Below are 18,992 nucleotides of genomic sequence, written 5' to 3' on the forward strand. Positions count from 1 at the left end.
CACCATTCAAGCCTAATCTGATACACTCTTTTTATACTTCTTTCCATTGCATCTGACACCACGAGACAATAGCAGAGTTAAAGTATGAGCGCATAAAAAAAGCCTGCTGTTTCAGCAGGCTTTTAACCAACGAGAAAGTGGCGGACTACTGCCCTGCCAGTTTGTTTACCAGCTGCACGTACTCGGCACGCGCTTCTTCCTGATTTTTGCCTTTCAACCTGGCCCAGGCATCCCACTTCATGATGTTCTTAAAATCGAAGCCTCCCGGACGTTCGGTATTTACATCGCCTTCTGTTGCCTGCTTGAACAGTGCGTACAACTGCAACAGCACATCATTGGAAGGGCGCTCGGTTAAAGTTTTTGTTCTTTCTACTGCACTTTCAAATTCTGCTTGCGTAGCCATAGTTTGTAAATTATCGTTTTAGTACTTGTCCCTAAGATAGCAAAAAGTACGCTGCATGCCGAGTATTTTCAAATTTTGTTTGATCGCTAATTTTACCTAGCTTTCTAAAGTATAATTGTGCCTGCTATTGCCGGCCATACCTGTTAGATGTAACTCAATAATTATACTATACTTCAAGATTCATACTATGGAAAAACTGAAACCGAAAGTAGCCGGCGCGGTCACGCTACTTTCAGCCTGGATGGTACTGGGCGTTGGCTGCTCTACCAGCAAAACCACCGACACCTCTACTGCCACCGCCGAACAAACAACAACGGTACAGGCACCCGAAACCAAGCCTGCGCAGCCGCAACCACCCGTTGCCAAAAAACAGCCAAAGGAGCTGACCATGCACGGCGACACCCGCATCGATAATTACTATTGGCTAAACGAGCGTGAGAACCCGGAGGTGATTGCCTACCTGAATGCCGAGAACGACTATACCAAGCAAATGCTCGCCAATACCGAGGAGCTGCAGGAAAAACTCTTCAAAGAAATTGTAGGGCGTATCAAGCAGACAGACGAATCGGTGCCTTATAAAAAGAACGGCTATTACTACTACACCCGTTTCGAGACAGGCAAGGAGTACCCGATCTATGCCCGTAAAAAAGGCACCCTGGATGCCAAGGAAGAGATCATGGTGAACGCCAACGAGCGTGCCGAAGGCAAAAGCTATTATGCTGCAGCCGGCATGGACGTGAGCCCGAACAACAAGCTGGTTGCTTTTGGTGAAGATACCGTGAGCCGCCGCAAGTATACCATCCGCTTCAAAGACCTGAGCACCGGCCAACTGCTGAAAGACCAGATTCCGAACACCACGGGTTCTGCCGTTTGGGCCAACGACAACAAAACCGTGTTCTATACCATGAAGGACCCGGCGTTGCGTTCGTTCAAAATTTTCCGCCATACCTTGGGCACACCTACCTCGCAGGACAAGGAAGTATACCATGAGGCAGATGAGACTTTCAGCACCTTCGTTACCAAAACCAAGTCTGAGAAGTACATCATCATAGGCTCTAACAGCACGGTATCAAACGAGTATCGCTTTGTAGATGCCAATACTCCGAATGCCAGCTTTAAGATCATACAGCCGCGCGAGCGTAACCTGGAGTACAGCGTCGATCACTTTGGCAACAACTTCTATATTGTAACTAACAAGGATGGCGCCACCAACTTCAAGCTGATGCAGACGCCGGTTACCAAAACAGGCAAAGCCAACTGGAAAGAAGTAATTCCGCACCGCTCTGACGTGCTGCTGGAAGGCATCGAGATCTTCAAGGATTACCTGGTGCTGCAGGAGCGCAAGAACGGCCTTAATGAGCTGCGTGTGAAGAAATGGAACGATCCGAAGACCGATTACTATGTTGACTTCGGCGAAGAGGCTTACACGGCTTACATCGGCGTTAACCCGGAATTCGATAGCCAGAAGTTACGCTACGAGTATACGTCGCTCACCACACCAAACTCAACCTACGACTTTAACATGCAGACGAAGCAGAAAACGCTTCTGAAAGAGCAGGAAGTGGTAGGCGACTTTAACAAAGACAACTACGAGGCCAAGCGTATTTACGCTACCGCCACTGACGGTACTAAAATCCCGATCTCGCTGGTGTACCGCAAAGGCCTGCAGCAGAACGGCAACAACCCTACCCTGCTTTATGCCTATGGCTCGTACGGTATCAGCACCAACCCAACCTTCAACTCCGTGCGCCTGAGTTTGCTGGATAGAGGCTTTGTATTTGCTATCGCCCACATCCGTGGCGGTCAGGACATGGGCCGTCAGTGGTACGAAGACGGTAAGATGCTGAAAAAGAAGAACACCTTCACCGACTACATTGCGGCTGCCGAATACCTGATCAGCCAGAAGTATACCAACCCGGATAAGTTGTTTGCCCAGGGCGGCAGCGCCGGCGGCCTGCTGATGGGTGCCGTGGTGAACATGCGCCCTGACCTGTTCAAAGGCGTGCTGGCAGGCGTGCCGTTCGTGGATGTGGTAACTACCATGCTCGACACCAGCATTCCGCTGACAACCGGTGAGTTTGACGAGTGGGGCAACCCGGCTCAAAAGCAGTACTACGACTACATGCTGTCTTACTCGCCGTACGACAACGTAGAGAAAAAAGCCTACCCGAACATGCTCGTAACCACCGGCCTCCACGACTCGCAGGTGCAGTATTTTGAGCCTGCCAAATGGGTAGCCAAGCTGCGCGAAATGAAGACCGATAACAACATGCTGCTACTGCACACCAACATGGAAGCCGGCCACGGCGGTGCTTCCGGCCGTTTCCAGCGCTACAAGGAAACTGCCCTGCAATATGCTTTCATGCTGAACCTGCTCGGTCAGAACCAATAATTTATACTTACTGAAGTATAAAAAGCCGCTGCTAAAGTATAGCAGCGGCTTTTTTGTTGGGGTGGTTGAAGTTTATACTTTGTTACAGGCTTGGCTAAGACATGCTTTAATATGTTTTAGCTCTTGTTGAGATAAGTTCTTCTATTTCCAAGGACGCCAATTATGGTCTATCTTCTTTACCCCTTCCGCTATGTGACCCAAATCTACAGATATCTCTGCATCATTGTATTCCCCCATGTCATATGCAAGGAAGAGGCAAAGGAGAAGTAGTTCGTCCTCGTCGTTGTTTGCAATCACATACGCTCGGTCATTTTCAAAGAGGTTTACCGACCTTTTATCATAACGTGCCACTTGCCTCTCATCTTTGAAAAGTGACCTCTCGTGCCCTCTATGTCGGTAGAAGTCGTACTTATGACCTTTATATTCAAATGTCCAGTATCCTTTAGTATAGTTTTGGATTGTTACTTCTACTGCTGTTTGCTGTTCAATAAAATCAATGATATAAGTTGACTTAGACTTTCTATTAAAACCAGGGAACCAGATACTATTTCCGAACTTTATAACTGCAACTAACTCTCCCCCCTGATTAAATACTTCAGTATATTCCTCTTTAAAGAAAAAGGACCTGTAGCGCCCTGTGAATAAAGGTTCTTCTATATCGTGCCTGTAGAAAGTATATTTAGAACCTTTTTGGATTATGTCTATTCTCATAGCTTAAATTAAGCTCAACTATAATATAACTGTCATTTCGAACACAGTGAGAAATCTGTTGAAACTCAGATCCAGATCTCTCCTTTCGTCGAGATGACAGGAGAGGTAAAGATGATGACTTAGCAAGTATAGCCAAAGTATACCCTACCCTATCCTACCTTCACCACAATTTTACCGAACTGCTTGCCGGCTTCCATGTAGCGCATGGCCTGCTCGGTTTCTTCCAGCGGAAAAACGATGTCTACCACCGGCTTTACTTTGGTGTCGCGCACGAAGGCCATCATGTCGGCAAAATCCTGGTTGGTGCCCATGGTACTGCCATGTATAGCCAGTTGCTTCCAGAATATCTCTGCCGGGTTCAGTTGCCCGATCATACCGGTAGTGCCCCCGTAAATGCCGATGCGTCCGCCCGGCTTTGCCAGTTTCACCAACTGCACAAAACCTTCGCCGGCAGCACCGTCTATACTTACATCAAAGCCTGCTACCTGCGCTTTCAGCTCTTTGCCCCAGTTCTCTTTTTTATAGTTGATGCCACCGGTAGCACCCAGGGCTTTTGCTTTTTCGATCTTCTCGTCCGAGCCGGAGGTTACCCATACTTCGGCGCCGGCCGCCACGGCAAACTGCACCGCAAATAACGCCACGCCACCGCCGGCACCGGTTACCAGCACACGCTCACCTGCCAGTAATGCACACTTGGTAAACATGGCGCGGTAAGCTGTAACGCCGGCCAGTGGCAGCGCAGCAGCCTCCTCAAAGCTCAGGTGTTCCGGTTTTTCGTGCAGGTTGGTGGCGCGTACTTTCACATATTCGGCAAACGTACCGTCCTGCGGCATGCCCAGCACCTTGTAATCCTTGCTGTGTGCTTCCGGGTTATCGCCCCAGTCCGTCGACGGGTCAATCACCACTTCCTTGCCCAGCCAGCTTTTATCTACGCCCTCTCCTACTTCGGTTACCACACCGGCCCCATCCGAGCCAAGTATAGCAGGGTAGTCTTTGGTGAAGTAACGGCCATACTGTATCCACACATCGCGGTGGTTGAGCGCAGCGGCTTTCACCTGTACCACGGCTTCACCAGGTCCGGCTGTTGGCTGCTCTTTTTCGATCAGCGTAAAAGGCGCGTTGATGGCCTCCAGGTATATTGCTTTCATACGTCTGCTTATTTATAGTTAAAAGGCTATACATACAAAGTTATCATTTCTGCCGAAAGAGGAAAGTACAGGCAGCGTTGGCATTTATACTTGCAGCCGTTAACTTGCAGTACCTATACCTGCACCACCATGAGTATAAAGTACAACATACGCGAAGCCGGCTTTGCCGATGTGCCCACCATTAAAGCACTGGCAGAAGCTATCTGGGAGCCGACCTACAGCAGTATACTTTCTAAAGATCAGATCGATTACATGTTCAGCGTGATTTATACCGAGGAAGCGCTGCGCCAGCAGATGGCAGAGGGACAAACGTTTCTGCTGCTTTACCTGCAGGAGGAGCCCATTGGCTTTGCCGCTTTCTCGGTGAAAGATCCGGAGGAAAAAGTATACAAACTGAACAAAATTTATCTGCTGCCCTCCTGCCAGGGCAAAGGCCTGGGCAAAATTTTACTCGATGCCGTGGAGCAGGAAGTTGCCAACCGGGGCGCCCGCCTGCTGGACCTGAACGTGAACCGCCACAACAAAGCAAAGCAGTTTTACGAGCGCTGCGGCTACAGCGTGCACCAGGAAGAGAACATTGCCATCGGCCCGTACTGGATGAACGATTACATCATGCGCAAGCAACTATAAACAAAAAGGGCAGCCCTGGAGCTGCCCTTTTTTATTTACCTTAAACTAATCAACGGTTAGTTATGTGCGATCGGATCCGGGGTGCTGTCTTTATCGCCAGTCACGTATCCGTCGGTGTTAGGTCTTCCGCCTGTCAGCAGCAGCACGCCTGCTACGTGCGGAGATGCCATGGACGTACCGCTGATGGTGTTGTAAGCGCCACCTTTCCAGGCAGATTTTATACTTACGCCTGGAGCGCAGAAATCTACCGGCGGGTTGCCATAGTTAGAGAAAGACGCAAATCGGTTGTTGGCGTCCATGGCCGAAACCGTGAAGATGTTGTTGTGGTTGGCACGTGCCGGTGAGGAGTCTTTCGCATGCACGCCATCGTTACCGGCAGCCAGCGCAAAGTAGATACCTTTGCCTGCAGCAGCAATTACGGCATCATCCAGGGCCTGAGAAACCGGCCCGCCCAAGCTCATGTTGGCAACATCGCCGGCTTTGCCATTGGCAGCCACATAATCTACCCCCGCAATTACGCCGGAATAAGAGCCGCTACCACGCGAGTCGAGTACCTTCACGGCTACTACTGTGGCGTCGTAGGCAACGCCAATTACACCGGTGGAGTTGTTTTTGGCGGCAATGGTACCTGCTACGTGCGAGCCATGGCCGTTACCATCGTCTGGCGTATTATCGCGACCGGATGTGAACACCGTCATGCTGCGCGATGCATCTACGTTCAGGTCCGGGTGGTCCAGGTCGATGCCCGTATCAATTACCCAGGCTGTTTTACCGGCTCCGCTGGCATACCCAACGCGCGAAATACCATAAGGCACTTCCTGGCCTGTCGTACCACCACCGCCTGATCCCGGCTTGGCCAGCGTTACGATCCTATCCGGTTCGATGTAGGCAATGCGGGAGTCGCGGCGCAGCACTTCTACTTCCTCAGGAGTTAGTGTGGCAGCCATACCTACTATTGCTTTTCCGTACGCCTGCTCCACTTTAGCTTCAGCAATGCCGTTCGCTTTCAGGATGTCCTGGCCGATCTGGCGCGCCATGCCGACACGCTCCGAATACGTGGCCGTACCATCCAGGCGCTGGTTACCATCTTGCTTAAATACAACAATGTACTTGCCATTGATAATGGCTCCATTCTCAGACATCGCCTGAACCGAATCAGTTGGGCTTAGGGCTTCTTCTGTGTCGCTGTCGCAGGCAGTGAAGGTGCAGGCAGCGGTGGTGAGGGCTGCTCCGAACAAAACAGAACGAAGTACGCTCTTTACAGGTAAGGTGTGTTTCATAATGGTTTTAGTTGTTTAAGGAAAGTGATTAACAGGAACAATTAGTGACGTCAGTTCTAATATATTGATTATGTATTACATATCCAAAATATTAGTATATTTAAGCATTGAAATACTTTAAAAGCGAAATCCAGCACTGTCGTAAACACCCTGTGTTAGGACATTGATCAGCAACCTTGTTACAGTAGAGAGCAAAACCCGGAACAGGCAACACCTGACCGTGAGTTTTAATGGAATAAGTATATCACGTGATGGTTCAGGAGTATACGGGGAGATAGGTATTTGGTCGCTCTCAAAAAGACACTAATTAGAAAAATACAAAACCATCAACTATACTGATTCTAATAATAAATAGAACATTAATAAAAGCAATACGTTTTTACTATATAATAATTAAACCTAACCCTTATAGCTTATGAAAAATCAGTTTCTGCTATTTTCTTCAAAACTTATAATGGCTCTGACTGTCTGCGTGTTACTACTTGCCTCCTGCAACAAGTCTGGCGATGAACAGGCAACGGACGCCGAGGCAGCAAAAGAGGAGCCAACATTGGAGCCGCTTACATCAGAAAACGCAGTAGAAGTACTTACAGCCTACGGCAAAGAGCACCCCGACAGCATAGCCGTGATCAGCACCCGGCATGGCGATATCAAAGTACGCCTGTACAAAGACACACCGCTGCACCGTGCCAACTTTGTGCGGCTGGCCAAAGCCGGTTTTTACGATCAGGGCGAGTTTTACCGTGTTGTAAAGGGCTTTGCCATACAGGGCGGCGATTCGGATAACCGCACCATGAAGCAGGGTGGCTATAAAATTCCGCAGGAGTTCAACCCAAAGCATTACCACAAGCGAGGTGCCCTGGCCATGGCGCGCTACGGCGACGAGCGCAATCCTGAAAAGGAATCTTCTTCACACAACTTTTACATCGTGCAGGGCGAAGTTATCTCTCCGGAAGAGCTAAAAGCCTATGAAGCGCAGAACAAGATGAAGTATACACCGGAGCAGATCAAGACGTATACTACCGTAGGCGGCGAGCCCAGCCTGGACCAGCAGTACACTGTTTTTGGTGAAGTAATTGAAGGTATGGATGTGGTAAATAAGATCGCTGAAGAGCCTGTGGACGCTGCCCAGAACTGGCCAAAAAATATCGTACAGCACAAGATAAAAATCACCAACCAATAAGCTATACGTTGCTTTAAAATAGAAAAGGCGCTGCTTTATGCAGCGCCTTTTCTATTTTGGATGATGCTATACTTACCAGATCTTAATGCGGCTGTTATCAGCACGGTGCATTTCGTCGCCTGGCTGGCAGCCAAACGCTTCGTAGAACTGCGGCATATTAGATACAGGGCCGTTGGTGCGGAACTTGCCCGGCGAGTGCGGGTCTGTGAGTATCTGCTGGTTCTGGGCTTCGTCGCGCATGTTTACGCGCCAGATCTGGGCCCAGGCCAGGAAGAAACGCTGCTCCGGAGTAAAGCCCGCGATCTTACCGGGGTTGTTCTTCTGAAGGGCTTTCTGCAAAGCAGTAAAAGCGATGTTCAATCCGCCAATGTCAGCGATGTTCTCACCTAGTGTCAGGCGGCCGTTTACATGCAGGTTATCGAGCACGGTGTACTGATCGTATTGCGAGGCAACGGCAGTAGCACGCTCCGTAAACTTTGACAGGTCCTCTTTGGTCCACCAGTCTTTCAGGTTTCCTTCAAAATCATACTGCGCGCCCTGGTCATCAAAACCGTGGGTTAACTCGTGGCCGATCACAGCACCCATGCCGCCGTAGTTCACCGCATCGTCAGCCTCTGGATCGAAGAAAGGCGGCTGCAGGATACCGGCCGGGAACACAATTTCGTTCATGGTAGGATTGTAGTAGGCATTTACGGTTGGCGGCGACATAAACCACTCGGTGCGGTCTACCGGTTTTCCCAGTTTGCTGATGTTATCCTGGAACTCGTACTCGCTGGCACGCATTACGTTGGCAGCATACGAATCACGGCTGATCTCAAGGCCTTTGTAGTCTTTCCATTTATCCGGATAGCCGATCTTTACGGCAAAAGCGTTAAGTTTTTCCAGGGCTCGTTTCTTGGTATCCCCGCTCATCCAGTCCAGTTTGTTTACGTGCTCTTTAAAGGCCACCTGCAGGTTATTTACCATCTCCAGCGCCTTCTGCTTTGCCTCCGGCGAGAAGGTTTTCTGCACATAAAGCTGGCCTAAGGCTTCGCCCATACCTTGGTCGGTAGCGCGCAGCACTCGCTTCCAGCGCGGCTGCATTTCTTTGGCTCCGCTCAGCACCTTGCCATAAAAGTTGAAGTTCTCTTCTACAAACTCCTGGCTCAGATACGGTGCCGTAGTTCGTGCCAGGTGCCACTGGGCATAGGCTTTCCAGTCAGCCAGCGGCACAGTCTTCATCATAGCATTCAGTTCTTTAAAGAAAGCAGGCTGACCTACTATAAGCTCTTTGGAAGCTTCCGCTCCGACGCCGCTCAGCAACTGTTTTACCTTCAGGTTAGGGTTCTGACTGGCAAAAGCCTGAACCGTCATTTTGTTGTAGTTGGCCTGCGGGTCGCGAAGCTCTACGCGTGTTTTAGAAGCTTTAGCCAAGCGTGTTTCCAGGCGCATTACCGTCTGTGCCTTTTTCTGCGCCGTGGTGGTGTTGTCTCCCAGCAACTGGAACATGTTTTGCAGATGCTTCAGGTACTCGGCCCGGATGTTTTTGGAGCGCTCGTCTTCTTTCAGGTAATAATCGCGGTCGGGTAGCCCGAGCCCTCCCTGTGTGGCCTGTAACATGTACTGAGTGCTCACCTTGTCATCCTGCCCCACATACATCGTAAAGAAACCGCCTATGCCTTTGGTCTTGAAATCAGCGATGGTTTTCACCAGCCCGTCTGCTGTTTTGATGGCAGCCACTTTGTCGAGTTCGGACTTGATGGGCGAAATGCCCGCTTTGTTTACAGCGACAGAGTCCATGCCGGCGGCATAAAAATCGCCTACTAATTGCGCTGGTGTTCCTTTGGCTGCATTGGTGCTGGAGGCAGCTTCTGCCAGCAGTTGCCGCAGCACTGCGTTGTTGCGCTCGGCCAGTTCATTAAAAGATCCCCAGCGGCTTTCGGAGGCAGGTATGGGATTGTTCTTAACCCATCCGCCATTCGCATACTGGTAGAAATCGGTACAGGGGTCTACTGTGGTGTCCATGTTGGCCAGCTCAAGGCCACGACCCATGTTCTTCATTTCTACTTTTTCGGTAGTGGGTGCAGTAGTAGTGATTTCGGCTGTAGGGGCAGTAGTGGTAGTAGAAGCACCACATCCGGTCAGCGCCAGGCCGACCAGCACTGCCGGATAGCCAAGCAGCTGTTTTTTATCTATCATTGTTCTAGAAGTTTGATTGCCTGTATAATACCTCATACATACTATACTTACCGCTATAGGTTGCTTGCCTGAGCCCTCCAGCGAGCAGGGTCATTCTACTAAATTAGCGTTCATAGCGCGAGCGTCCTCGCTCATGTCGTACTATATATGGGCCTCTGCCCCAGTCGGAGTACAAATCCGACAGCATAAAAAATCACTGATCGCAGATCCGCCCCAGCAAATAGTAGAATGAAACGACTTGGCCCCAGGGAGGGAATCTGCTTATAAGTTTGAACGGGCATTGGTATAACTGTTACCACTGAGCCGAGGGATAAAAAAACGCCCCGGCTAAAGTATAGCCGGGGCGTTTTATAAAAGATCAGGTTTATACTTACTGCACCTGACGGTTCTTCACGTAAGTGTTCAGCCAGGTATCCATTTCCCACAGCATGTGCAGGATGGATTCTTTGCCGGTATAACCGTGGCTTTCGTGCGGCAGGAACACCAGGCGCGTGGTAGCACCGTGGCCTTTCAGGGCATTGTAGAAACGCTCGCTCTGGATCGGAAAAGTACCGGAGTTGTTATCGGCCTCTCCGTGGATCAGCAGGATCGGAGTTTTTACTTTGTGCGCGTAAGAGAACGGCGACATCTTGAAGTATACTTCCGGCGCCTCCCAGTAAGAGCGCTCTTCCTGCTGGAAACCAAATGGCGTCAGCGTACGGTTGTAGGCACCGCTGCGGGCAATGCCGGCAGCAAACAGATCCGAGTGCGCCAGCAGGTTTGCCGTCATAAACGCACCGTACGAGTGACCGCCTACTGCAATACGCTTCGGATCCACTACGCCCATACCTACCACTTTGTCGATAGCAGCTTTGGCGCTGGCTACCAGCTGCTCTACATAGGTATCGTTTGGCTGCGCGTCGCCTTCTCCTACAATCGGCATATCGGTTCTATCGAGTACGGCGTAGCCTTGTGTTACCCAGAACAGCGGCGAACCGGAGCTGATGCGTGTAAATTCGTAAGGCGAGCTTTTTACCTGCCCGGCAGTAGCTGCATTCTTAAACTCACGTGGGTACGCCCACATCAGCATTGGCAGTGGCTTGTCGCCTTTCTTGTAATCCTTTGGCAAGTATAAAACAGCATTCAGTTTCACGCCATCGTTACGCTCGTACTGCAGCAGTTCTTTCTGCACGCCTTCCAGCTGAGGCGTAGGGTGCGGGAAAGTGGTTACCTGTGTCAGTTGCTTTTTGCCCAGGTCACGCACGAAGTAGTTTGGAGCATCTTTCTCAGACTCTCTTCTCGTGATGATCTGTTTTTTGCTCAGGTCGATGATGTCCACAGGGCGCTCGTAGTATGGCGCTTCGGAACGGAACAGGATGTTGGCCTTCTTCGACTTGAGGTTGAATTCGCTCAGGAACGGACGGTTACCCTGCGGCGATCCGCCTTCCGATATCATGTAGATGTTCTGGCCTTTCTTGTCTGTTAACAGCACGCTGCGGCCATACTTATTCTTGGTGAACACAGGCGTGCCCGGATCGTTGTAGCCATCTTCGTACGAGCGCTCGATCAGCACCGTCGCTTTGGCTGGTTTAGATGGGTCAACCATGCTTACACGCTCCATGCGGGTTTTCCACCAGCGCTCGTTTACCAGCGCCAGGTCATCGCCCCACTGCACACCTCTGTAGCGATATTTGGTAGAAGCCAGTTGAGCTGGTTTACCGGAGAAAGGTGCTCCCAGGGTATAAACAATGTCGCGTACGGCTACTTCCTTGTTCGCATCGCCACCATCCTGTGCTTCCGCCCAGTACAGCGTAGCAGGCTTATCAGGGCGCCAGCTGTAATCTCGCGGGCCTTTGGCTACGGCATCAAAGGCGATCGGAATATCTTCAGCTAAAGGCAGCTGCGCCAGTTGCTTTACTACTTTGCCATCGCGGCTCCATACTTCCACGTTGTACGGGAAGTAATAAGACGGCACCAGGTATGAATAGGGTTTCTGAATGGTCTCCACCAGCAGGTACTGCCCGTCCGGCGATACTTCCACACTCTTCACGATACCCGGCTTGCCCACATTCTCCTGCTTGCCATCTACTGCTACCAGCTTCAGCTGGGTCTGCATAAAGTAATCGAACAGCTGCTCGTCGTAGCGGTTTTTGAGCAGGTCCTGGTAGGTACGGGATGGCTTTACTTTGCCAATGTTCTGCTGAATGGTCGGGCCAGCGGGAGCCAGTGCAGGTTTCGGCATGTCGCCGCGGTTCTCATCCACAAACTTTACCACCAGTGTTTTGCTGTCGGAGGTCCAGGAAAACGGGCTGCCGTTGTAGGCATCGTTTACTTTGGCTTCGGTTAGCTTTTTGGCTTGCTTGCTGCTGATATCGGCAATCCACAGTTCGATGCCGTTGGCTACGGTGTTGGTGAAGGCGATATACTTCTCATCCGGCGACCAGGTAATGTACGACAGGCGGGCATTCTGGGGCAGGCCCTTTAGCTGCGTCTCCTCTCCTCCTTTTACCTGCTTCAGTTTGATGTTGCTTACAAAAGAAGCGCGGCTTTGCCCGTTGGTAGCCGGGTTGATGCGCAGGCCTGCCAAACGGCTTTCCGGCTGCGCCAGCTCTTCTATACTTGGGTAGCCCGGTCGCTCGAGCAGCAACATCAGGTCGCCTTTGGAATTTATACTTACCGATGGCGTGGCAGGCGCATCGATGATGTCGGCAATGGCTTGCGGTGGGCGCTGGTACGAGAGGTTTAGGTCCTGGCCACCCTGCGCAAAGGCAGCAGGCGCCGGAGAGCCTCCCAACAGCAGCAAGCCCAGTAAAGCGACAGCCAATCGCTTCTGTGGTTTGGTTTTCGTCAGGTTCATGTTCGGTAAAGAGTTAGTTTGATGGTTTTAAGTGAGAATCTAGACTAAATATAAAGGCAATGGTTTAAAGTACAGGCGGCAGAGTTATATAAATTATCAAACAGGAGCCACCTATTGTATTTATACTTTCCTATATAGGATTTAAGAACTTTTATACTTATACTTAGGTGAGCTTAGCCGCTGCAACTGCTCGAATGTATAGGCAAGCTTTCTCTCACCACCACAGCACCTACAGACCATGCAAAAAAGCATCTACGCATTGGCAGTTATCAGCACGCTGATTGCCTTCACATTCTCTACTCAAACTGCCTCAGCGCAGCAGCAGGCATATCTTCCGAAACTGGAAGTACAGGAGAAAAAGACGTATGTGGTAGGCCCGGAAAACATACTGAGGGTAGATACACTTGTGATGCACGACAAGGCAACCATAAAATTTTCACCAGGAAGAGACGGCATACTGGAGGCCAAAGTAGCTATTATTGGCAGCAATTGTGTGATTATCTCCAGAGGGGCCAATGGTATAAATGGAAAAGACCTAAACCCCGGAGGCGACGGGGAGCACGGGGGTAACTTAGACCTTGCCATCCACTTTGACAGCCTTGGCAAGCTAACGATAGACACGAGGGGAGGAAATGGCGGCGCGGGGGCAAATGGCCGAAATGGCAAACCCGGCACCCAAGACAAAACAGAAACGAGAACTGTTACTGACTCCAGTGGGAAGAAACAAACTATAACTGTAACGGTACCCGGGCAAGCTGGCACCAATGGCACCGATGCCACTGACGGCGGTAACAGCGGCAACGGAGGAAACGTGCGGCTTATGTACAGCGCAAATAATTTTATACCTATTTTCAACCAGGACAAAAGGAAGACCAACAGTATCATCATTCTGAATACAGCCGGCAGAAGAGGAGCTACAGGCAAGCCCGGTAAAGGAGGCTACCGAAGTGTGAACGGAGTTGTTCTGTATTCTGAAACGACAAAAAGCCAGAATGGCCAGGTAGAGCTTATCAATGCCAAACCAGCTGTAAATTAACGGTACCTCTCCTGATTTATACTTTAAGTAAAAGCAACCTCCCAGGGAAAATTTTCACCTTCACTATGACCTAAATCCCTATGAAAAAGAAGCCGATACTACGCTCCGCGTTCCTGCTGCTTTCAATTTTGTTCGGCAGCCGTACTTATGGCCAGGTACAACCGCTCCCGCGGCTTGAGCTACAAGCAGGAGAAGTATACCAGGTCGGCCCCAAAAATACTCTGGTAGTAGATACGCTTATTCTTCACGATAAAGCCACTATCCGCTTTGCTCCAGGTACAACAGGAATGCTTGGCGTGAAAGTAGCCTATGTAGGCAACAACTGCACGATCACATCTAAAGGTGCTGATGGTGCACACGGGAACCGCGAAGCCGCTGGTGCAGACGGCGAAAATGGCGGCAACCTGGACATTGACATTCATTTTGAGGCATTGGGCAGTCTCGTGATTGACACGCGCGGCGGAAGCGGCGGGAAAGGCTACACAGGCAAACCCGGATCTAAACCCAGAACCTATACGACGTCACATCAAGTAACTGACTCCAGCGGCAAAACCTACACTGTACATAAAACGGATCAGGTAAGCACCGGCACCAATGGGGAGGCCGGCACGCCTGGCGGCGCGGGTGGCGATGGCGGCAACCTTACCCTGAGTTATATTATAGCACCGACGACTTTGTGCTGAATTTTAATCACACGCCACGTCCCGGTCTGAAAAGAGAAGCACGTTCTGTCCAGATCCTGAGCGGGGCAGGCAAAACAGGAAAAATGGGTAGAGACGGCAACTCTTACATCGGTTCCAAAGAAATGGGAACCACTGTTATCGCGGGTAAACCTGCCACGGTAACGTACCCGAAGCGGCAGGACGGCCAGATCAAACTAGTAATCGGGCAAGCCAGCTTAGACTAATTTATACTCTAAAGTATAGCTAAGTATGTATACCATGATTAAACCTTACCCTCAATAAACAATCCAAGGCAAAAGCTTTTACCTAACCACAAACTAATCCTCTATGACCAGAAAACCAGTACTCTTACTAGCGTTCCTGCTGCAATTTGCCGTTGCGGCACAGGCCCAGCAAGAGCCTTTAGACCAGCAGATGGTGGAACGCATCAAGCAGGAAGGCCTGCAGAACTCCAAAGTAATGGAAACGGCCTTTTACCTGACCGACGTGAACGGTTCCCGCCTCTCCGGCTCCAGCGGCCTGAAGCGTGCCAACGAATGGACCAAAAACAAACTGGAAGCCTGGGGCCTGAAAAATGCCCGCGTAGAAGAATGGGGCGAGTTCGGTAAAGGCTGGGAGTATGAAAAGTCCTACATCGCCATGACCGCTCCTTACTACCAGCAGATCATTGCAACACCGAAAGCATGGACGCCGGGCACCAATGGTCTTGTAAAAGCGCAGGCGGTGCTGGTGAACGTGGAGAAGGAAGAGGACCTGGCCAAGTATAAAGGTCAGCTGCAGGGCAAGATCGTGCTGACGCCACTATCGCGTGAAGCAAAAACTACTTTCGAAGCCGATGCCCGCCGTCACTCCGAAGAGGATTTGACAAAAATGGCTGCACCAGCCGAGCAGAACGCTAACGGAGGCCAGAACAGAAGATCAGAAGAATGGCGTGCCATGATGGCGCTTCGTGCCAAAGTAGCGGAAATGGTGAAAGCCGAAGGAGCCGTAGCCATACTTAACTCCAGTGGCCGCGGCGGCATGCACGGCACGCACTTTACCAGCAACGGTGCCCCTTACGCCAAAGATGCCAAGCCTGGTTTGCCGGAACTGGAAATGGGCTTGGAAGACTACGGCCGCATTGTGCGCCTGCTGCAGGCCGGCCAGAAAGTGGAACTGGAAATGGAAACAAAAACCAGATTCCTAGAAGACGACCTGAAAGGCTACAACGTGATTGCTGAGATACCAGGCACCGACCGCAAACTGAAGAACGAAATAGTGATGGTAGGTGCTCACATCGATTCCTGGCACGGCTCTACCGGCGCCACCGACAACGCTGCCGGTGTAGCCGTAATGATGGAAGCCATGCGCATACTTCAGGAACTAGGCGTGAAGCCGAAGCGCACCATCCGCATTGGCCTGTGGGGATCAGAGGAGCAGGGTCTGCACGGCTCCAGAGGCTATGTGAAGAAGAACCTCGGCGACCCGGCTACCATGAAGCTGACAAAAGACCACGAGAAATTCTCTGCTTACTATAACCTGGACAACGGCACCGGCCGCATCAGAGGTATCTACGCACAGGGCAACGAAGCCGCAGCACCGATCTTCGAAGCCTGGCTCGCTCCGTTCCACGATATGGATGCCAAAACCGTAACCCTGCGCAACACCGGCGGTACCGACCACTTGTCTTTTGACGCACTAGGTCTGCCAGGCTTCCAGTTCATCCAGGACCCGATCGACTACGGCACGCGTACGCACCACACCAACCAGGACAGCTACGACCGCCTGCAGGCCGACGACCTGAAGCAGGCTTCCGTGATCGTGGCAACGTTTGTGTACCACACCGCTATGCGCGACAAGAAAATGCCGCGCAAGGAATTGCCAAAAGCAAAACCGGCAGCGCTATAGTATAAGAACCCCATCCTGTTTACACTTCAAAGCCCGCTTAGCACCAGCCAAGCGGGCTTTGTATTTTGCACCTGGAAAGTACACAGCCCTCTGCTATACTGCCTACTTGAAACTATTTGACAGCTTTTCCACTTAAAGGAACAGCAACGGAGAGAATAACTACATGAGCAAAACCTTTAAAGCACCCGATAAGGTCATCTATGTATGCACGGGTAGCAAGTGCAAAAAGAAAGGCGGCAAAGATATTGGCAAGCTTTTCAGAACAATGATCAAGGAAATGGGCCTAAAGGGGCAGGTAGAAGTCGTAAAAACCGAATGCACCGACCGCTGCGATTTTGCCCCTGTCATGAGCTTTCAGCCGGACAATGCCTGGCTACACGAGGTGACCGAACAACAGGCGCAGCAGGCCTTCCGGGAGCACATCCTCAAAACAGATAAAAAAGAAAAGCCTTTGGAATAACTCCAAAGGCTTTTCTTTCATACTTTATACTTATACTTAATCTTCGTACGTGTTTTCATACGTGATCTTCGGAACGCGCTTGTCTATTTCATACAGGCCGGTTCCTTCTTCCCCGATCACTTCAAACAGTTCCAGGGCACGGCGGGCTATGTATTCTTCCTCGATCTGCTCTTTCAGAAACCACTGCAGGAAAGAGAACGTCACATAATCTTTTACCTTCTGGCAGCGGTCGGCCATGCGGTTAAATGACTGCGTTACTGCAATTTCCTGCATCAATGCCTGCTCAAACACGGCTCTGAATGATTCAAACTCGACAGGCGTATTGATCACATCCGGCGAAATGGCTCTGCCGCCCATGTCCGAAACATACTTGAACAGGCGCAGCATGTGCTCACGCTCTTCATCCGACTGCTTTTTAAAGTACCCGGCACTGAAATCGAAACCATTGCGGTCGCACCACGCAGACATGGCCAAATACATTGCCGAAGATTCTGCTTCCATCTTGATCTGGTCGTTCAGCACTTTTTCTATCTCTTCTGTAAGAGAGGTTCGTAGCCTAAGTAAATCCTTCATAAAGTATAGGGTGTTTTAGTCGGTTAATTAATGGCTCAGAAACAGAGCTCCTTTTCTTGTTACCCTTAATTTAAGGAATAGGTTTTACGATAGCGAACCAGTTTTAAAATATGGAAAAAGTCTAAATAAAAAATGCACAGCTGGTGGCTGTGCATAGACTATCTGTGTGCTTTACCTGCTGTTACGCCAGCTCAGCGTTCAGGCACTCGTGCAGCATGCTGTTGAGCTCCAGCACAAACCGGGCTCCCGCCAGCAGCTCTTTAAAAGCATGTAATTCCGGCATTGTTAGCACGTATACTTTGTCGGTTCCTAAAACCGAGATGATCTCTACATCAGAAGAGCGGTCGGTGCTGGTTACCATGGCCTGCAGGTCTATTTTGTCGATAGCATGTTTCAGGCGCAAAAACGTATCTATCTTAAGTACTGAAAGAGTGCCAGCAAAATCTACCATCAGGCGGTTTTTACGGTCGCACTGGTATACTGCGCCGGCAGGAGTAATATAAATTTCGCGTAATTCGGTTGCTGCTTGCATCTTCTCTTCTATCTTCGCTGAGGCTGCTTCTAAAGTATGCTACAAAAGTAAGGCTTGTTTAGAATCAGTCCAAATAAAATTAGATGATATTATCACCTTCAAAGCATGAGCACTTATGGAAAGTATAGATAAAGTAAACCTCGCTGCTAAATTTGATCAGATACCCGACCACTGGAACCCGCGCATAGCCGGCGAACTGAATGGGCAACAAGTTAAACTAGCTAAGTTCAAAGGTCCTTTTGAGTGGCACCACCACGAGCACGAAGACGAGTTCTTCCTGGTGGTAAAAGGCAGCTTCGATATGGAGTTCCGCGACAAAACTGTTACACTGCACCCAGGCGAGTTCCTGATCGTGCCCCGTGGCGTAGAGCACCGGCCGGTAGCCAACGAGGAAGCGGAGGTGCTGTTGTTCGAACCGGCCTCCACTGTAAACACCGGCAACCTGGCGCCAAACGAGCGGACCAGAACGAATCTGGAGCGGCTGTAGGAGGTTTTATCTTTCCTTCCCTCCTAAAAAAGAGAGCAGTGCTGTGCTTTACTATTTCTGGCGCGAATCTCCAGATTCGTGACTAAGTAGTAACGTTGAGTCTGTGACTCAACTGGCCCGAAGGGACAGGAAATGGCAGAGCATTAGCGCCGTGGCGAGAGATTTTGATCGTGCTAAAGTATAAACACACCCCTACCCCTCTCAAGAGGGGAATCTCTGCTTTTGCTATACTTAAAGTATGAGTTTCATAGCTGCAGGTATAGCACGGACAGGTCGCAACCTGTCCCTACAAATGGGTTCCTGTTGCATGGTCGTCAGCTAAGCAGTGTCAGTAGCAGTTTCTCTGTTGAGCCGCCTTGTAGGTTTCCGGTGCCTGATAAGGCATTGCGACCGAAGGGTAGCAAAGGAAAGATACACAGCGGCGATGCAGAGAAACGGGGCCCCGCGGCCGCGAGCGCGCCAAAGCTAACTGTGAAAGTATAGATGAGTAAGACTGAGGAACAGAAGTAACTACGATAGCAATAGGCTTGCCAGCTGCAAGTATAAACTTCAGCTATAAAACTGATTCAGATT

At 50.4% G+C, this 18,992-nt stretch carries 17 protein-coding genes; 9 read left to right on the forward strand and 8 right to left on the reverse strand.

The window, feature by feature from the left end; all coding sequences use genetic code 11:
• Window positions 1-145: 145 nt before the first annotated feature.
• Window positions 146-403, reverse strand: coding sequence for an acyl-CoA-binding protein (locus MJ611_RS01170; protein WP_250427517.1), 258 nt, complete (start codon window positions 401-403; stop codon window positions 146-148).
• A 187-nt stretch (window positions 404-590) separates the two neighbouring features.
• On the opposite strand from MJ611_RS01170, the gene MJ611_RS01175 reads away from it, so the two are divergent.
• Complete coding sequence (locus tag MJ611_RS01175; RefSeq protein ID WP_250427518.1) at window positions 591-2,795, forward strand: S9 family peptidase; 2,205 nt, start codon at window positions 591-593, stop codon at window positions 2,793-2,795.
• Window positions 2,796-2,936: 141 nt separating this feature from the next.
• Here MJ611_RS01175 and MJ611_RS01180 read toward each other — a convergent pair whose 3' ends face one another.
• Complete coding sequence (locus MJ611_RS01180) at window positions 2,937-3,506, reverse strand: hypothetical protein (RefSeq protein WP_250427519.1); 570 nt, start codon at window positions 3,504-3,506, stop codon at window positions 2,937-2,939.
• A 149-nt stretch (window positions 3,507-3,655) separates the two neighbouring features.
• On the reverse strand, window positions 3,656-4,654 hold the full coding sequence (locus MJ611_RS01185; RefSeq protein WP_250427520.1) for a zinc-binding dehydrogenase: 999 nt from the start codon (window positions 4,652-4,654) through the stop codon (window positions 3,656-3,658).
• 129 nt (window positions 4,655-4,783) lie between these two features.
• Between MJ611_RS01185 and MJ611_RS01190 the strand changes: the two genes are divergently transcribed.
• Window positions 4,784-5,284, forward strand: coding sequence for a GNAT family N-acetyltransferase (locus MJ611_RS01190; RefSeq protein ID WP_250427521.1), 501 nt, complete (start codon window positions 4,784-4,786; stop codon window positions 5,282-5,284).
• Window positions 5,285-5,340: 56 nt separating this feature from the next.
• Here MJ611_RS01190 and MJ611_RS01195 read toward each other — a convergent pair whose 3' ends face one another.
• Window positions 5,341-6,564 (reverse strand): S8 family peptidase, encoded by a 1,224-nt coding sequence (locus tag MJ611_RS01195; RefSeq protein ID WP_250427522.1) that lies wholly within the window; start codon window positions 6,562-6,564, stop codon window positions 5,341-5,343.
• A 454-nt stretch (window positions 6,565-7,018) separates the two neighbouring features.
• Between MJ611_RS01195 and MJ611_RS01200 the strand changes: the two genes are divergently transcribed.
• Window positions 7,019-7,747: a peptidylprolyl isomerase gene (locus MJ611_RS01200; RefSeq protein WP_250427523.1), complete on the forward strand. Its 729-nt coding sequence runs from the start codon at window positions 7,019-7,021 to the stop codon at window positions 7,745-7,747.
• A gap of 72 nt (window positions 7,748-7,819) precedes the next feature.
• Here the strand turns inward: MJ611_RS01200 and MJ611_RS01205 are convergent, their stop codons facing one another.
• On the reverse strand, window positions 7,820-9,925 hold the full coding sequence (locus MJ611_RS01205; RefSeq protein WP_250427524.1) for a M13 family metallopeptidase: 2,106 nt from the start codon (window positions 9,923-9,925) through the stop codon (window positions 7,820-7,822).
• A gap of 370 nt (window positions 9,926-10,295) precedes the next feature.
• Window positions 10,296-12,761: an alpha/beta hydrolase family protein gene (locus MJ611_RS01210; RefSeq protein ID WP_250427525.1), complete on the reverse strand. Its 2,466-nt coding sequence runs from the start codon at window positions 12,759-12,761 to the stop codon at window positions 10,296-10,298.
• Window positions 12,762-12,999: 238 nt separating this feature from the next.
• On the opposite strand from MJ611_RS01210, the gene MJ611_RS01215 reads away from it, so the two are divergent.
• The 5 genes from MJ611_RS01215 (at window position 13,000) to MJ611_RS01235 (ending at window position 16,827) form a co-directional block, all read left to right on the forward strand.
• Window positions 13,000-13,797: a hypothetical protein gene (locus MJ611_RS01215; protein WP_250427526.1), complete on the forward strand. Its 798-nt coding sequence runs from the start codon at window positions 13,000-13,002 to the stop codon at window positions 13,795-13,797.
• A gap of 80 nt (window positions 13,798-13,877) precedes the next feature.
• Entirely contained in the window at window positions 13,878-14,480 is a 603-nt protein-coding gene (locus MJ611_RS01220; RefSeq protein WP_250427527.1) for a hypothetical protein, read from the forward strand.
• Entirely contained in the window at window positions 14,474-14,704 is a 231-nt protein-coding gene (locus MJ611_RS01225; protein WP_250427528.1) for a hypothetical protein, read from the forward strand. Before MJ611_RS01220 ends, MJ611_RS01225 begins: the two co-directional genes overlap by 7 nt.
• A 103-nt stretch (window positions 14,705-14,807) precedes the next feature.
• Window positions 14,808-16,367 (forward strand): M28 family metallopeptidase, encoded by a 1,560-nt coding sequence (locus tag MJ611_RS01230; RefSeq protein ID WP_250427529.1) that lies wholly within the window; start codon window positions 14,808-14,810, stop codon window positions 16,365-16,367.
• A gap of 163 nt (window positions 16,368-16,530) precedes the next feature.
• A complete protein-coding gene (locus MJ611_RS01235) occupies window positions 16,531-16,827 on the forward strand; it encodes a (2Fe-2S) ferredoxin domain-containing protein (RefSeq protein WP_250427530.1) in 297 nt (98 codons plus the stop codon).
• A 36-nt stretch (window positions 16,828-16,863) separates the two neighbouring features.
• Here MJ611_RS01235 and MJ611_RS01240 read toward each other — a convergent pair whose 3' ends face one another.
• Both MJ611_RS01240 and MJ611_RS01245 read right to left on the reverse strand, forming a co-directional pair.
• Complete coding sequence (locus MJ611_RS01240) at window positions 16,864-17,400, reverse strand: ferritin (protein WP_250427531.1); 537 nt, start codon at window positions 17,398-17,400, stop codon at window positions 16,864-16,866.
• A gap of 181 nt (window positions 17,401-17,581) precedes the next feature.
• On the reverse strand, window positions 17,582-17,932 hold the full coding sequence (locus tag MJ611_RS01245; RefSeq protein ID WP_250427532.1) for a hypothetical protein: 351 nt from the start codon (window positions 17,930-17,932) through the stop codon (window positions 17,582-17,584).
• A gap of 115 nt (window positions 17,933-18,047) precedes the next feature.
• Here MJ611_RS01245 and MJ611_RS01250 point away from each other — a divergent pair, with 115 nt between their 5' ends.
• The gene (locus tag MJ611_RS01250) at window positions 18,048-18,419 is read left to right on the forward strand and encodes a cupin domain-containing protein (protein WP_250427533.1); all 372 of its coding nucleotides are present in this window, start codon (window positions 18,048-18,050) and stop codon (window positions 18,417-18,419) included.
• The last annotated feature ends 573 nt before the right edge of the window (window positions 18,420-18,992 follow it).

Origin of the sequence: Pontibacter ruber, assembly GCF_023630205.1 — a bacterium.
Lineage (GTDB): Bacteria > Bacteroidota > Bacteroidia > Cytophagales > Hymenobacteraceae > Pontibacter > Pontibacter ruber.

Bases quoted from the DNA above. Each gene is read 5' to 3' on its own strand.
- MJ611_RS01170 (WP_250427517.1), bottom strand. From the start codon at position 403: ATGGCTACGCAAGCAGAATTTGAAAGTGCAGTAGAAAGAACAAAAACT.
- MJ611_RS01175 (WP_250427518.1), top strand. From the start codon at position 591: ATGGAAAAACTGAAACCGAAAGTAGCCGGCGCGGTCACGCTACTTTCA.
- MJ611_RS01180 (WP_250427519.1), bottom strand. From the start codon at position 3,506: ATGAGAATAGACATAATCCAAAAAGGTTCTAAATATACTTTCTACAGG.
- MJ611_RS01185 (WP_250427520.1), bottom strand. From the start codon at position 4,654: ATGAAAGCAATATACCTGGAGGCCATCAACGCGCCTTTTACGCTGATC.
- MJ611_RS01190 (WP_250427521.1), top strand. From the start codon at position 4,784: ATGAGTATAAAGTACAACATACGCGAAGCCGGCTTTGCCGATGTGCCC.
- MJ611_RS01195 (WP_250427522.1), bottom strand. From the start codon at position 6,564: ATGAAACACACCTTACCTGTAAAGAGCGTACTTCGTTCTGTTTTGTTC.
- MJ611_RS01200 (WP_250427523.1), top strand. From the start codon at position 7,019: ATGGCTCTGACTGTCTGCGTGTTACTACTTGCCTCCTGCAACAAGTCT.
- MJ611_RS01205 (WP_250427524.1), bottom strand. From the start codon at position 9,925: ATGATAGATAAAAAACAGCTGCTTGGCTATCCGGCAGTGCTGGTCGGC.
- MJ611_RS01210 (WP_250427525.1), bottom strand. From the start codon at position 12,761: ATGAACCTGACGAAAACCAAACCACAGAAGCGATTGGCTGTCGCTTTA.
- MJ611_RS01215 (WP_250427526.1), top strand. From the start codon at position 13,000: ATGCAAAAAAGCATCTACGCATTGGCAGTTATCAGCACGCTGATTGCC.
- MJ611_RS01220 (WP_250427527.1), top strand. From the start codon at position 13,878: ATGAAAAAGAAGCCGATACTACGCTCCGCGTTCCTGCTGCTTTCAATT.
- MJ611_RS01230 (WP_250427529.1), top strand. From the start codon at position 14,808: ATGACCAGAAAACCAGTACTCTTACTAGCGTTCCTGCTGCAATTTGCC.
- MJ611_RS01235 (WP_250427530.1), top strand. From the start codon at position 16,531: ATGAGCAAAACCTTTAAAGCACCCGATAAGGTCATCTATGTATGCACG.
- MJ611_RS01240 (WP_250427531.1), bottom strand. From the start codon at position 17,400: ATGAAGGATTTACTTAGGCTACGAACCTCTCTTACAGAAGAGATAGAA.
- MJ611_RS01245 (WP_250427532.1), bottom strand. From the start codon at position 17,932: ATGCAAGCAGCAACCGAATTACGCGAAATTTATATTACTCCTGCCGGC.
- MJ611_RS01250 (WP_250427533.1), top strand. From the start codon at position 18,048: ATGGAAAGTATAGATAAAGTAAACCTCGCTGCTAAATTTGATCAGATA.